We start from the raw sequence: 14,151 nt of genomic DNA on the forward strand, positions 1-14,151 counted from the left end.
CAACCGCGCCTGTCGGCGCCCCCGGATCCGGGAGGACCAGATGACCACACCCGAAGCGCTCACTCCGCTCTCCGCCGCGAACATCGAGCTCGAAATCGGCGGGATGACCTGCGCCTCGTGCGCGATGCGGATCGAGAAGAAACTGAACAAGCTCGACGGAGTCAGCGCCACGGTGAACTACGCCACCGAGAAGGCGCGAGTGACCGCTCCGGCCGGGTTCGATCCGCAATCGTTGATCGCGGAGGTGGAGAAGACGGGCTACACCGCCATGATCCCCGTCACGAAGGAACCGAGAGCGAACTCCGACGACGGCGCACCGGATGCCGAACTCACGTCACTGAAACAACGACTGATCGGCAGCATCGTGCTCTCCGTTCCGGTGATCGTGCTCGCCATGGTTCCGGCGTTCCAGTTCACCTACTGGCAATGGTTGTCGCTGACGCTCGCGGTCCCGGTGATCGTATGGGCTGGTTGGCCGTTTCACAAGGCAGCACTCACCAACCTTCGGCACGGTGCGGCGACGATGGACACCCTCGTCTCGGTCGGCACGCTCGCGGCCCTGTTGTGGTCGCTGTACGCGCTCTTCTTCGGGACCGCCGGGATGCCGGGAATGACACACGGGTTCGAGTTCTCGATCGCCCCCAGCAGCGGGGCCGGGGACATCTACCTCGAAGTCGCCGCCGGGGTGACGATGTTCGTCCTCGCCGGTCGCTACTTCGAGAAGCGCTCGAAGCGGCAGGCCGGTGCGGCCCTGCGCGCCCTGTTGGAGCTCGGCGCGAAAGAGGTCGCCGTACTCCGCGGCGGCGTCGAGACCCGAATCCCCACCGACCAGCTCGCTGTCGGCGACCAGTTCGTGGTCCGTCCCGGTGAGAAGATCGCCACCGATGGCACGATCGTCGACGGCACGAGTGCGGTGGACGCCTCCATGCTTACCGGCGAGTCGGTGCCCGTCGAAGTTGCCGAAGGGGACGCCGTTGTCGGAGCCACCGTCAACGCCGGCGGACGCCTCATCATCCGTGCGACCCGGGTCGGGACAGACACCCAGTTGGCGCAGATGGCCAAGCTGGTCGAGGACGCCCAATCCGGCAAAGCGGAAGTGCAACGATTGGCGGACAAGATCTCTGGGGTGTTCGTGCCGATTGTGATCGTGATCGCTGTCGCAACGCTTGGCGTGTGGCTGGGCGGCGGATTCCCCGTCGAGGCGGCGTTCACCGCCGCGGTCGCTGTGCTGATCATCGCCTGCCCGTGCGCGCTGGGCCTCGCAACACCGACCGCCCTGCTGGTCGGTACCGGCCGGGGAGCCCAGCTCGGCATCCTCATCAAGGGTCCCGAGGTCCTCGAGTCGACTCGGAAAGTGGACACCATCGTGCTCGACAAGACCGGAACCGTCACCACCGGGAAGATGACCCTCCTCGGCATCCACACGGCGTCCGCCGTCGACGAAGCTGACTTGCTCCGTCTCGCTGGAGCGGTCGAGGACGCCTCCGAGCACCCCATCGCGCAAGCGATCGCGAAGGGCGCCACGCAACGCGTCGGCGACCTGCCGACCGCTGAGTCGTTCGTCAACATCGAAGGTAAGGGTGTCCAGGGCGTCATCGACGGGCACCTCGTCCTTGTTGGCCGGGACTCGCTCCTCGCCGATTGGTCGGTGCCGAGCGACCCGGCGCTCGTTGCGGCCAAGAAGCAGGCCGAGGCCGCTGGGCAGAGTGCGGTGATGGTCGCCTGGGATGGAGTCGCTCGCGGCGTGCTCGTCGTGGCGGATGCGGTCAAAGACACGAGCGCCGAAGCGATCACCCAGTTCAAGAAACTCGGGCTCACCCCGGTGCTGCTCACCGGCGACAACGCGACCGTGGCCCGTCGGGTCGCCGCTCAGGTCGGAATCGACCAGGTCATCGCCGAGGTTCTCCCGAAAGACAAGGTGGACGTCATCACGCGCCTGCAGGCTGAAGGCAAGGTCGTCGCGATGGTCGGCGACGGTGTCAACGACGCCGCAGCGCTCGCGCAGGCCGACCTTGGGCTGGCGATGGGAACCGGCACCGATGTCGCGATCGAAGCCGCCGACCTCACCCTGGTGCGTGGCGATCTGCGCTCGGCCGCCGACGCGATCCGTCTGGCACGCAGAACGCTCGGCACGATCAAGGTCAACCTGTTCTGGGCTTTCGCCTACAACGTGGCTGCGATCCCGCTGGCCGCTCTCGGCCTACTCAACCCCATGCTGGCCGGCGCCGCCATGGCGTTCTCCAGTGTCTTCGTCGTCAGCAACAGCCTGCGTCTGCGATCGTTCCGATCCGACGCAAACGACGTCGGACGTCTCCCGCAGAGCACAACCGCTTCGCTGGCCCCTCAGAACATCTGAGCACAAGCAACCCACCGCACCGAAAGGATCACAACCATGACCGACAGCCACGACCACAGCATGGCACACGAGCACCACCATGGCACGACCGACGTACACGAACACCACGATGGGGCACCTGCCGGCGCCCAGAATCTCCTCGGCCCGACCGCTGCCGACCTGGCAGAATGCCCGGTCATGAAGGGCAGCATCGTCGTCAAGGCGGACGCAGAAGCCGCCGGTCTCTTCCGCGACTACGAGGGCAACAGGTACTACCTCTGTTGCGCCGGATGTGGACCCAAGTTCGACGCCGCCCCGGCCCAATACGCAACCGCTTGACCGACTCAAGACGGGTGACCCGCTCGGCCACCCGTGCCACCATCCAGAACCGATCTCGACAGAAACCTCCAACCGTTACAAGGTAGGAACCATGACCAACCACTCCGGACACGAGGACCACCGTGTCCCCACCGACACCATGCAGGCAGGGTCAACGGCTTCGGAAACGCCCGCGGGACACGACATGGCCGGCCCGGGCGAGCACGACAAGTCCGCGCACGCCGGTCACGAGATGCCCGGTCACGCCGGTCATGACATGTCCGGGCACGGTAGACACGGCGATCACGTCGGGCAGTTCCGCCGACTTTTCTGGATCATGCTGGTGATCGCCGTTCCGGTCGTCGTCTTCTCGTCGATGTTCGCGATGATCCTGGGTTATCACCTGCCCGATGCCGCCTGGGTCGCCTGGATCTCGCCGGTCCTCGGCACGATCATGTACGTCTGGGGCGGCAAGCCGTTCCTCACCGGCGCCGTCAGCGAACTCCGCTCCCGGAAACCAGGGATGATGCTCCTGATCGCTCTCGCGATCACGGTCGCATTCCTCGCATCCTGGGGGGCAAGCCTCGGCATCCTCGATCACCAGCTCGACTTCTGGTGGGAGCTTGCCCTTCTGATCGTGATCATGTTGCTCGGACACTGGATCGAGATGCGCTCCCTCGCCCAGACCACCTCCGCACTCGACTCCCTGGCCGCCCTCCTCCCGGACGAAGCCGAACGAGTCGAAGGCGACCAGACCATCTCGGTGCCGCCGTCCGAACTGCGGGTCGGCGACGTCGTCGTTGTTCGGCCTGGTGGTCGCGTGCCGGCTGACGGAAGGGTCGTCGACGGCTCGGCCAGCATGGACGAGTCCATGATCACCGGCGAATCCCGCACCGTCCGTCGCGGGTCAGACGACAAGGTTATCGCCGGAACGGTCGCAACCGACTCCGGCCTTCGCGTCGAGATCACCGCCGTCGGCGACGACACTGCCCTGGCCGGCATTCAACGACTCGTCACCGAAGCGCAGAACTCCTCCTCCCGCGCTCAAAGGATCGCCGATACCGCTGCCGGCTGGTTGTTCTGGTTCGCGCTGGGATCCGGTGTGATCACCGCAATCGTGTGGACCTTGATCGGGCTACCGGATGACGCTGTCGTCCGCACGATCACCGTCTTGGTGATCGCCTGCCCCCACGCCCTCGGCCTCGCGATTCCGCTCGTTGTGTCGATCGCGACCGAAAGAGCAGCCCGTGGCGGGGTTCTGATCAAAGACAGACTGGCGCTGGAAAGCATGCGCACCGTCAACACTGTCCTGTTCGACAAGACCGGCACCCTCACCAAGGGCGAACCGACCGTATCCGCCATCGAGGCGACCCCCAACCACGACGAGGACCGCGTGCTCGCCCTCGCCGCCGCCGCGGAAACCGACTCCGAGCACCCGCTTGCCCGCGCGATCGTCACCGCCGCGAAGGAACGGCAGCTCACGGTGCCGAAGGCGACCGGGTTCGATTCGTCGCCGGCAGTCGGCGTCACCGCGACAGTGGACGGCACCCGAGTCCAGGTCGGCGGCCCGCACCTCCTCGAACAGGAAAACGGCTACGAACTCGACATCGCCTATGACTGGCGCGAAGAAGGCGCGATCATCCTGCACGTGCTCGTCGACGGGCAGGTCATCGGCGCGCTCAAACTCGCCGACGAGGTGCGTGAGGAATCCCGGCAAGCCATCGAAGCTCTCCATGCTCAAGGCGTCCACGTCGTCATGATCACTGGCGACGCCGAAGCCGTCGCCAAGTCGGTCGCCACCGAACTCGGCATCGACCGCTACTTCGCCGGCGTGCGACCGGAAGACAAGTCGGCGAAGGTCAAGGAGTTGCAGGCCGAGGGCCGCAAGGTCGCCATGGTCGGCGACGGCGTTAACGACGCCCCCGCGCTCGCCCAGGCCGATGTCGGCATCGCCATCGGCGCCGGCACCGACGTGGCAATCGCCTCCGCCGGGGTCATCCTCGCCAGCGACGACCCACGCTCCGTCCTTTCGGTGATCCAGCTGTCCCGCGCCAGCTACCGAAAGATGAAGCAAAACCTCTGGTGGGCAGCCGGCTACAACCTGATCTCCGTCCCATTGGCAGCGGGTGTGCTGGCTCCCATAGGATTCGTGCTGCCGATGTCGGTCGGCGCAATCCTGATGTCACTCTCAACAATCGTCGTCGCCCTGAACGCGCAACTGTTGCGCCGACTTGACTTGCGCCCTGAGATCAGCACTCGTGCCATGCTCGATCCTGCAGGCCACACCTCGGTGCCAGAGCCAGCACGCCAGGCATAGTCGAGACTCAATAGAAAGTAGAACAAACGATGGACACCGCAACTGACTCGGCGCATGGCTACATCACCGACAAGGATAAGTACCTGAACCGGCTGAAGCGGATCGAAGGGCAGGCTCGCGGCGTTTACCGGATGGTCGATGAGGAGAAGTACTGCATCGACATCCTGACCCAGATCTCCGCGCTCACCTCAGCCTTACAATCGGTCGCACTCGGGCTCATGGACGATCACCTCAAACACTGCGTCACCGACGCGGTTAAACTTGGCGGCGGCGAGGCCGACGCCAAGATCAAAGAAGCCTCCGACGCTATCGCCAGGCTCGTTCGCTCCTAAATACCGCCGCAACAGCGGATTGCGATCGGTGCGAGGCGAGCCCGTGGTCGAGTCTGTGGCGGCCCTGCTCGTACCACTGCTCGCCATCGCCATGTCCACCTAAGAGCCGCCCGGGCGCAGCTGGTGGCGCACCAGCTATGGACAACGCAAACCCCCCAGTTCGTGCGGCACGAGAGGTGTTGAGTAACGTCCTCCCGAAGTTTGAAATGGGTCTGGCCGTCGCCCGCGTCTCGGCGGACCGATTGCCTCCGTCTGGCCGCCCCACCTTATTCAGTGAGGGAGCCGGGAGGTGTCATGAGTTGTTCGAAACCGTCATCTCCTGCGCGACCGAGGCAAGCGAACGAGAGCCGTTGCTAGCCATGCAACGAGTCCGGCGGCTGTACCTAGAAGCAGTCCGGCGAGGAGAAACTGCCCGAAGATCCACGGCTTTGATCCCGCCGGTTGGTAGAGCGTCCGGGCCTCTGTTAGGGATCCCGAGAGGTCATTTTCAACAGGCATCCACGCTTCGAGCGTCCCATAGGACGACGAGATCTCCGCGTAAACGAACCATCGACCAGAACTCGGCACCCTAATCGATCCCGCAAGGTCGGTAGCGTCATTCGTCCCAACGAAGCGCAAAGGTGCGGTGATGGTCACGCCGGCTCTGCGCGCAATCAGATGCGCCGGCTCCGACAGGGCCGGAGCCATCCGGATATCAGTGACCTGGACCTCGAGCCCACCGGTCCCATTCCCCAGAATCGACAACGTGACGGTTCCGAACGGGGCTCCCTGGCCCGGGTCGTGAGCTGATGCGGGCGACGGAGTAGTCAGCGCAAAGCCGATTGAGCAAACCAGGACGACAACAACTGCCATGGATATTCGACTCCGAAATCGTGCGGTGACGACCACCATGAGGGCGAGACCCGCAATGGCGATTGCTGCTGGAATCGTGTTCGAGATTGCGACGCTGCTGAAGCCCGTAGCAGCCAGCAGTGTCTGAAGAATCGCGACCGCCGCGGCCGCGACCGCCCATCGCAATCGTGGCAGCTGGGGAAGAACATCGACCGCGACCAAACCCAGCAGCGCAAGGGGAAGATCCGGCGGCAACCACCCCGCAGCAGTCAAACCCACAGTAAGCGCAGCGCGGAACGCGAGGAAAACGATCACGGCTGCGGTCAGTGCAAACCGGAATTCTGTTGTTCGGGTTATCACCCATGCGGCGGCCACCGCCGCGAACAACATAATCGGTAGATACACCAGTTCCGTGAACTGTGGAACATCGGTTTCGTATTCCATAACGACGATTTGCGACGCAGCTAGAAGCACCGCAGACACGCCGATGTGAAGTCGCGGCCACGGCCGATCCGCAATGCTCACCAGTATCGCGGCCAGCAGAACGGTTGTCGCAATCACCGATAGCAAGTGCGGGGGAGACCACAGGACGGCGTCACGGCCAAACGCGGTGTGCCAATACGCGTCCACCGGTGCGGCGGCGACAGTTGCGGCCGCACTTGCGGCCGCAAGCAGGAAGCCGGGCTCCCTGGCGAGGGCTCGAATCGACCCGCTCCGGCTGAGTAGCCGTATTCCCCAGAACCCCAACACAGTTCCGACGGACGCGAACGAGAGGTACAGCAACGAATGAGGCGGGATGAAGACACTGTCACGACCAAGAGTGGTGTGCCAGGAGTCATCCCAGTAGGCGGAACCTAGACCCGCGATGCTGGCAATTACGACGATCCACGCACTCCACTGGCCGATGCCGCGAACCCGGACCGAAGGACTCATATACGAATGCTACTACCCCCAGGGGGTATTCTTCTAGTCTTTGGGTTCCGATCGGCGTACCGTCACTTCCGTAGGGGGACTGCCAATCCATGAGGAGAAACCGATGTCCACCGTTCAGCAAATGCTCGAGAGCTACCCAGCCGATCTCAGCGGCGTCGACCAGGAGAAACTCGTCGCCTGCATCCAAGCGTGCGGCGAATGCGGGCAAGCGTGTACCGCCTGCGCCGATGCATGCCTCAGCGAAGAAATGGTCGCCGAACTCGTCAAATGCATCCGCACGGACCTCGACTGCGCTGACATCTGCGCCTCCACCGAAGCCGTGCTTTCCCGTCACACCGGCTATGACGCGAACGTCACCCGAGCGGCGCTCGAAGCCTGCCGTACCGTGTGCGGCGCGTGCGCGGACGAGTGCGAAAAGCACGCCGACATGCACGAGCACTGCCAAATTTGCGCCGAGGTGTGCCGGCGCTGCGAGCAGGCATGCGCCGACCTCATCAGCATTCTCTGAAGACCCGCTACGGGCTTCAGCGTCTTGGCGGCCGCCAGGTGAATGGCGGGCTCAAACCAGCCAAAACACATGCGCCCGTGAGCGTCCGCCCAACGAGCCCGTGACCGCGCGGGTACGCTCACGAGCGTTGATAACGAACTCATCACCGGACCGGAGATGACTTCACAACACGCCATGCACGCCATGCACGCCATGCACGCCATGCTGAGTGCAGTGAACCACTGCTAGCTGGCGGTGCCTTTGGCACCCTTCAGTGTATTCGTGGTCAGCAACAGCCTCCGACTGCGCAGCTTCAAAGGACACCGCACCCTCACACCTGCATTGCCACGGCAAGCTGACGCGGTCACCGCGACCGAGCCCATCGTTCGGTAGGAACATCGGCCGCTTCCTTGTCCTCATTAAGGGGGACATGATAAGAATGTGTGTCCGCACCCGAAGCGGACAGGGGGCTCAGCGCTGGTGACCCGAACACCGCGCATTTCCTTGACTCCCAGAGGGCCCGAGCGATGCTCGGGCCCTCTGTTTTCGTGGCAGCAATCTACTCCGGCCAGACTTAATGCAATAATTTGCGTATGGATGCAGATAACGCGATTTGCGGGCGCTTGCCTGACAGTCAATACGTCGAGTTAGCCGTCGAAGTGTTCGGAATGCTCGCTGACGCCACCCGGGTGCGAATCATCCTCGCCCTGCGCGACCAGGAACTCTCGGTCAACCATCTCGCCGACATTCTGGACAAAACCCCCGCATCCGTCTCCCAGCACCTGGCGAAGCTCCGCCTCGCCCGGATCGTCTCGACCCGCCAGGAAGGCACCCGAGTCTTCTACCAGCTCGCCAACGAGCACGCGCGCCAACTCGTCTCAGACGCCATCTTCCAAGCCGAACACGCCCTCGGCGGAAGCCCCCGCCACCACCACGCGCAACCCGAGAGCGACGAGGCGACCGCGTGACCACCCCGCACCCGACAAGCCAAGACCAAGACCACGACCACGACCATCAGCACGGGCACGACCAAGCCGACGACCACGACCACGGTCACGACCATCAGCACGAGCACGGGCACGGGCATAAGCATGAGCATGAGCATGAGCATGGACATGACCACCCGCACGGTGGCGTCCGCGGGTTCCTCTACGACATGTTCGTGCCGCACACGCACGACTCGGCCGACTCGATCGACGACGCGATGGAGGCCAGCACAGCCGGTGTTCGGGCCCTGAAGATCTCGATGTTCGTGCTGCTGGGCACAACCGTGTTGCAAGCCCTCGTGGTGGTCTTCACCGCCTCGGTCGCGTTGCTGGCCGACACGATCCACAACTTCGCCGATGCCCTGACAGCGGTGCCGTTGTGGATTGCCTTCGTCCTCGCGCGCCGCGTCGTTTCACGCCGCTACACCTACGGGTATGGGCGCGCCGAAGACCTCGCCGGCATGTTCATCGTCTTCGTCGTCGCGCTCTCCGCCGTCGTGGCGGGCTGGGAAGCGATCAGTCGGTTCTTCCACCCGGTCGACATCCGCAACGCGTGGCTGCTGATCCTGGCCGGCCTGATCGGCTTCGCCGGCAACGAAATCGTCGCGATCTACCGGATCCGGGTGGGACGCCGCATCGGCTCCGCCGCTCTGATGGCCGATGGCGTACACGCACGCTTGGACGGCTTCACCTCCCTGTCGGTGGTGCTCGGCGCGATCTTCGTCCTCTTCGGGCTGCCGATCGCGGACCCGATCATCGGCCTGCTCATTGCGGTGTCGATCCTGCTCCTGCTCTGGGGCACGGTGAAGCAGATCGGACGCCGCCTCATGGACGGCATAGACCCACACCTGCTCGACAAGGCCGAGCACGCACTGGAAAACGCCACCGGAGTCACCGGCGTGCGAACCATCCAACTGCGATGGCGGTTTCGGCCACGTAGTAGGTGCGTCCGAGGGTGTCAAAGCGCCCCCACTCCTGGCGGTGCACATCCGGCGTCCGCCAGGGTGCGGATGGTTGCGCGTAACGCGACTTGGCGACGTGGAAGCCGGCAGCCTGGTCGACGGGGACCAGGCGCAAGCCCGTGGCACTACAGATGCGCGGTTCCGCCGCCGTCATTCGTCGACGTCGCCGTCGATGAACGCCTGCGCCGCCCGCCGAACCTCGGCGTGGCGGTCCTCGCGGATCGCCATGATCGGCGTGCTCTCACCGAGCAAAGGATTCCCACCGATGAACCACCGGCGCGCAACGTCTCGCCCTTCTTCTTCCCGCAACGCCGTCCAAACCTGGTGCGCGAACTGAATCCGGTTCCATGCCGCCGGCCGCGGCATGCCGCCGCCAGGCCGCGCCCACTCGTTCGGCTGCTGCCGACTCTTCACCCCAGCCAGCGCCGCCACGAGCGTCGCCCCCAGGGCATCATTCAGCTGCCGAACGATCTCATGCTCGTCAGTCATGTTCGTGCTGCGGTGCAGGCCCAGCGGCGTCAAAGTTGCCATACCTTGAGTTTACGTGGGATTGACACCGTGAGGTCAAATTCTGAGCGAAAAACCACCCTTAAAATTACGCTGAAAATGCGCGTCATGTCATGGCCTGGAGTGCGTCCTCCAAATTCGGCAGGATGCACGCTAAGGGTAAGAGAGAAAAGCGCGAGCATGGGGAGCCGCCATCTAGCGCGCCACGGGCAGACGCCAAATCGACTACGGCGGCGAAGTGAATGCTCTTAGCACGCGTACGGCATACACTCAGACTGTCATAATCACGCTTATCAGCTAAAAAAAGATGCGGCATTTACACCTTATATACATCCCGCGGTGATGCATTCCCCGCCCGAACGCCGGGATGAAAGTAGCCCTATGGCGGCGCCAAGGTGTTGATATTGTATGCTCACAATTCGGACACAACTCGGACATAAACTCACCGTACGCGTGTATGCTAAGTGGCGGAGGTGAGCACCATGGCGATTTTGGAAGCTCCGACTCCGCGCAGCCGGCGTCGGGATCAGGCACATGTGCGCGCGATCGAGATTGACTTCACCCCGGCGGTGAAGTCACTTGTGGAGACGCTGGGCAAGGGCCTGGTCGCTGTCATTGTCGATCGCGATGTCAAGACCGTCACCCGGTGGATGGCCGGTGCCATTCCCCGTGACGAGGAGCAGCGACGCGTCATCGACACGCTGCAGATCTGCGAGCTCCTTCTCAGCGGGGATGCCCCATCGGTGGTGCGTTCCTGGTTCATGGGCATGAACCCGCAGTTGAATGACGAGAACCCGGCGGAGGTCCTTGCGGAGGGACGATCGCGCGACGTGATGGCTGCTGCCCGCGCCTACGCGAATGCCAGCTAGTCCCGCCCTCGTCGACGTCCCCGGCCGCCTGGTGCGGGTCGAGCGCCCGGAACCGCCGCTGCGTTTCTCTCACATCACCGCGGAGCTGGCCGCGTCCGAGAACGCCGGAAACCGGTTCGACGTCCTCGGCGGAGGCGTCCTCTACGCTTCCACCGATGCCCAAGGTGCCTTCGCCGAGACGACGGCCCAGTTCCGCCCCAGCGCATCGATCATCGCCCGCATCGTCCGCGCCGGCGGCGCCCCGGAGGAGCAGGTCGGCCCCAGTGTCGACGCCAGTTGGCGCGCTTCCCGCATCCTGCGCACGCTGAGCATTCAGGACGCGCTTCCGTTCGTGGACATCGAAGACCCCGTCACCCACACCTTCCTCACCCGCGCCGCACCCACCGCTCTCACCGGTGCCGGCGTGAGCGTCCTCGACGTGCCCGCCGTGCGCGGCCCGAACCGTCGGCTCACACGAGCGATCGCCAACTGGCTCTACACACGCACCGACGACGCGGGGGCACCGCTCTACGGCGGCATCCGCTACATGTCCAGGCTCGGTGACTACGAGTGCTGGGCGATCTTCGAAGGCAGCCTTGTCGAGCCCGTCGACGAGCGCCGCATCACCCTCGACGACCTTGACCTCGTCGCCGTCGCGAATCGCCACGGGATCCGCCTCACCTGATCACCCGCCGTTGCGTTATATACAGGCAGGGTCCCTCGACCGGCTGGTCGAAGGACCCTGGACCAAATCGCGCTATCGCTATGCAGCGGTCATTTCATTGATCGCGGTGTGGCCCCATGTGTTGTTGAAGGAGTGCACGACGAGCCGCAGTCTGCTTGTCGTTTGGGCGGAGGGTAGGGTGATCACTTTGACCTCGGGCGTTGCGCTGTTTGTTGACCAGGTTAGAGTCGCCGAGCTGACTACTGTCACCCAGGCGCCCCCGGCAAATATCTGCACATCTACTGAGGTGGGCGCCTGACCTTGGGCGTAGCTCACTGCGAGGGATACGGTCGTTACTGTGCGGGCGGGACTGAAGTCTTCTACCACGACCGGGTTGTTTCCGCCTCCGCTGGATGCCCAGCCTGTTGTCAGTGAGCGATCGTTGATTGCGTTGATGTCGTTTCCCTGGTTGCCCATCGATGTTGCTGCGGTTCCACCGGCCGTGAGATAGAGCTCGTTGATCGCAAGGTGTGACCACGCCAGGTTCGCTGAGTTGACAGTGATTCGGATGGCGGTAGCGGACACGTTGGTTGGGAATGCCACCTGCTGATATTCGATGGCGGAGCTGCTTGAACGCCAGGTGAGCGGCTTCGACGCTACCGCAGTGGTCCAGACTCCCCCGCTCTGCGTGGCCACGGTCACGTTGGTGGGAGCTTGGCCCTGGGCGTAAGCCGAGGCGATGGTGAGGGCGTCGAAGCGCCGGGTCTTCGGGAATGTGATGGTGATGTCCCCGGGAAAGGTCGGGCTGTTTGAACTCGCCCAGCCAGTCGTGAGACTTCCGTCCAGCAATCCGCTTCCGCTTCCGATGCTCGTCCCGAGTGCGCTGCTGATCGCGACGGTCGGTACCGCGACGGCCTGGCTGATGGCTCCGATGTCGGGCGCACCCTGCGGGATCGTCGTCCCCAGTACGTCGGCGCTGGGCGCATCGTACTGGTTGGCGCCACCGCTGAGTGCCGGCGAGGATGCTCCGGGCGTGTAGCCGTTCATCCACGTGAGCACCGTTGACCATGGCACCAGACCGGTCACACTGGGCGACGCGGACGGTACGGCAGCGAAAAGCGGATCGGCGACTATGGGGCTTGTCTCCGTTCCCGGCACCGACAGGGTGGCGCCGGCCGTCGAATAGTAGAGGTTGCCTTTCAGCGAGATTCCCTGTGACGTTACGTCAGCCGGGCTCGTGGTGGTGTCGGCTTGGCTGTAGAAGATGTTGTTGTCAGCTTCGTTCTGCAGGTCAGCTCCCCACGCCGATCCCTTGCCCGCTGCGAGCAACTGTGCGACTTGCACAGTGGTCCCGTCGATAGCGTCGGACTGCTTCCGACTGGTTATGTGGAACGTGTTGTTGTAGATCCGCGTGTCGGAGGCGCTCTGAAATTCAATGAGTTGCGCTGTGTCGCCTCGACTGACGTTGTATCGGATGATTGTTCCAACAGACCCCGGCATGGCCATGAAGAAGCCTGCGCCATTGTCGAATGTGTAGTTGTACTGGACGATGCTGTTGTGGGAGTCGATGTCAGCATCGAGGGCTTGTCCGTCGAGTGAACCTCCGAGCCAGCCTGTTTGCCCGATGACGTTTTTCTGAACGACCGCATCGTCGGTCGCTTGCCACCAGATCCCGCCATTGCCTCCGTTGTTGAGCTTGTGTGTCGCTGCACGCATGACGGTGTTGCCTTCGATGTGGGGGCTGGTCGCGACGATCGCCGTGATCCCACCTCCCGTCACGTCGTGCACGTAGTTGTTGGAGATCACCAGGTTGGTGCTCGGGGTCCACGGTCCGACTTCGGAGTCCGGGATACCCGTCGCTCCGCCGTAGCTGTTCGATTGACCGTTTCGAGAGGCCCAGGCGGAGAACGTAATGATCCCCCAGTCGTTAGTCCACCCCACTTCGTTGCCGGTGATGAGCAGATTGCTGAACCAGGTGGGGATTCCGCCGCCTCGAATGTCCGCGATAATTCCGCCCCATCCCCCGTAGTCTCCACCGTTTCCATCGATGTTGTGAACGTTGTTGTTGCGCACCGTGATGCCGGACACCGCCCCCATGTTGGCTGCTTCAATCCTGATGCCGACGGAGAGGTTCCCAGCGGTCGTCAGGCTGCCCGCGGAGTTGGTAACTTCGAACCCTTGGAACACGACGTCGTGCGCGTTGTGAATGTAGACGGCATTACTGTTCACGCCGTCTCCGGCAATGAGCGGGGCCGCACCTGAACCATAAGCGCCGAACGTTAGCGGGGACCCGGAGGAGCCGGATGATTCGATTGTCAGTGATCCGTGCCAGGAACTTCCTGCCTTGAAGTTCACTGTGTCGCCTGGGGCAAAAGTGGTCGCGCTAACTTTCGAAAGAGACCGCCAGGGCGCGGTGGATGATGTGCCGGGGTTTGAGTCGCTTCCCGCGGCAGAATCGACGAAATAAGTGGTGCCGACCGCGAAGGCTGGCGCAGCCACGAGTAGCGATGCGAACACAGCTGCGGCCGCGGCACTCGCCGTGACGAATCGGGAGATGACGCCCGATCGCGAAGACTTCTTCATTGATTCTCCTCTGATGCATCGACGTTGACGCTTCCGCCTGCCCAGCAA

Annotated in this window: 10 protein-coding genes and 1 pseudogene; 9 read left to right on the forward strand and 2 right to left on the reverse strand. The window is 63.6% G+C overall.

What is annotated here, in order from left to right; genetic code table 11:
* Window positions 1–40: 40 nt before the first annotated feature.
* From B7438_RS13310 to B7438_RS13325, 4 genes are all read left to right on the forward strand, one after another.
* Window positions 41–2,356 carry a cation-translocating P-type ATPase gene (locus tag B7438_RS13310; RefSeq protein ID WP_085370088.1) on the forward strand — a complete coding sequence of 772 codons (2,316 nt, stop codon included), beginning with the start codon at window positions 41–43 and terminating at the stop codon, window positions 2,354–2,356.
* Window positions 2,357–2,392: 36 nt separating this feature from the next.
* Complete coding sequence (locus B7438_RS20975; protein ID WP_085370089.1) at window positions 2,393–2,674, forward strand: YHS domain-containing protein; 282 nt, start codon at window positions 2,393–2,395, stop codon at window positions 2,672–2,674.
* Between the two features lie 91 nt (window positions 2,675–2,765).
* The gene (locus B7438_RS13320; RefSeq protein WP_085370090.1) at window positions 2,766–4,970 is read left to right on the forward strand and encodes a heavy metal translocating P-type ATPase; all 2,205 of its coding nucleotides are present in this window, start codon (window positions 2,766–2,768) and stop codon (window positions 4,968–4,970) included.
* A 29-nt stretch (window positions 4,971–4,999) separates the two neighbouring features.
* Window positions 5,000–5,302: a metal-sensitive transcriptional regulator gene (locus B7438_RS13325; protein WP_085370091.1), complete on the forward strand. Its 303-nt coding sequence runs from the start codon at window positions 5,000–5,002 to the stop codon at window positions 5,300–5,302.
* 312 nt (window positions 5,303–5,614) lie between these two features.
* Here the strand turns inward: B7438_RS13325 and B7438_RS13330 are convergent, their stop codons facing one another.
* Window positions 5,615–7,066 (reverse strand): hypothetical protein, encoded by a 1,452-nt coding sequence (locus tag B7438_RS13330; protein ID WP_085370092.1) that lies wholly within the window; start codon window positions 7,064–7,066, stop codon window positions 5,615–5,617.
* Between the two features lie 103 nt (window positions 7,067–7,169).
* Between B7438_RS13330 and B7438_RS13335 the strand changes: the two genes are divergently transcribed.
* The 5 genes and pseudogenes from B7438_RS13335 (at window position 7,170) to B7438_RS13360 (ending at window position 11,541) form a co-directional block, all read left to right on the forward strand.
* Entirely contained in the window at window positions 7,170–7,574 is a 405-nt protein-coding gene (locus B7438_RS13335) for a four-helix bundle copper-binding protein (RefSeq protein WP_085370093.1), read from the forward strand.
* 572 nt (window positions 7,575–8,146) lie between these two features.
* Window positions 8,147–8,521 (forward strand): metalloregulator ArsR/SmtB family transcription factor, encoded by a 375-nt coding sequence (locus B7438_RS13340; RefSeq protein WP_085370094.1) that lies wholly within the window; start codon window positions 8,147–8,149, stop codon window positions 8,519–8,521.
* A gap of 188 nt (window positions 8,522–8,709) precedes the next feature.
* Window positions 8,710–9,462, forward strand: a pseudogene (locus tag B7438_RS21030) (cation diffusion facilitator family transporter); the annotation flags it as partial.
* Window positions 9,463–10,490: 1,028 nt separating this feature from the next.
* A complete protein-coding gene (locus B7438_RS13355) occupies window positions 10,491–10,877 on the forward strand; it encodes a hypothetical protein (protein WP_143465917.1) in 387 nt (128 codons plus the stop codon).
* Entirely contained in the window at window positions 10,867–11,541 is a 675-nt protein-coding gene (locus B7438_RS13360; RefSeq protein ID WP_085370097.1) for an RES domain-containing protein, read from the forward strand. The genes B7438_RS13355 and B7438_RS13360 overlap by 11 nt, the downstream gene beginning before the upstream one ends.
* Window positions 11,542–11,619: 78 nt before the next feature.
* On the opposite strand, the gene B7438_RS13365 is transcribed toward B7438_RS13360, so the two are convergent.
* The gene (locus tag B7438_RS13365) at window positions 11,620–14,103 is read right to left on the reverse strand and encodes a discoidin domain-containing protein (protein WP_085370098.1); all 2,484 of its coding nucleotides are present in this window, start codon (window positions 14,101–14,103) and stop codon (window positions 11,620–11,622) included.
* Between the last annotated feature and the right edge of the window lie 48 nt (window positions 14,104–14,151).

Source organism: Leifsonia sp. NCR5 (assembly GCF_002105485.1).
Lineage (GTDB): Bacteria > Actinomycetota > Actinomycetes > Actinomycetales > Microbacteriaceae > Leifsonia.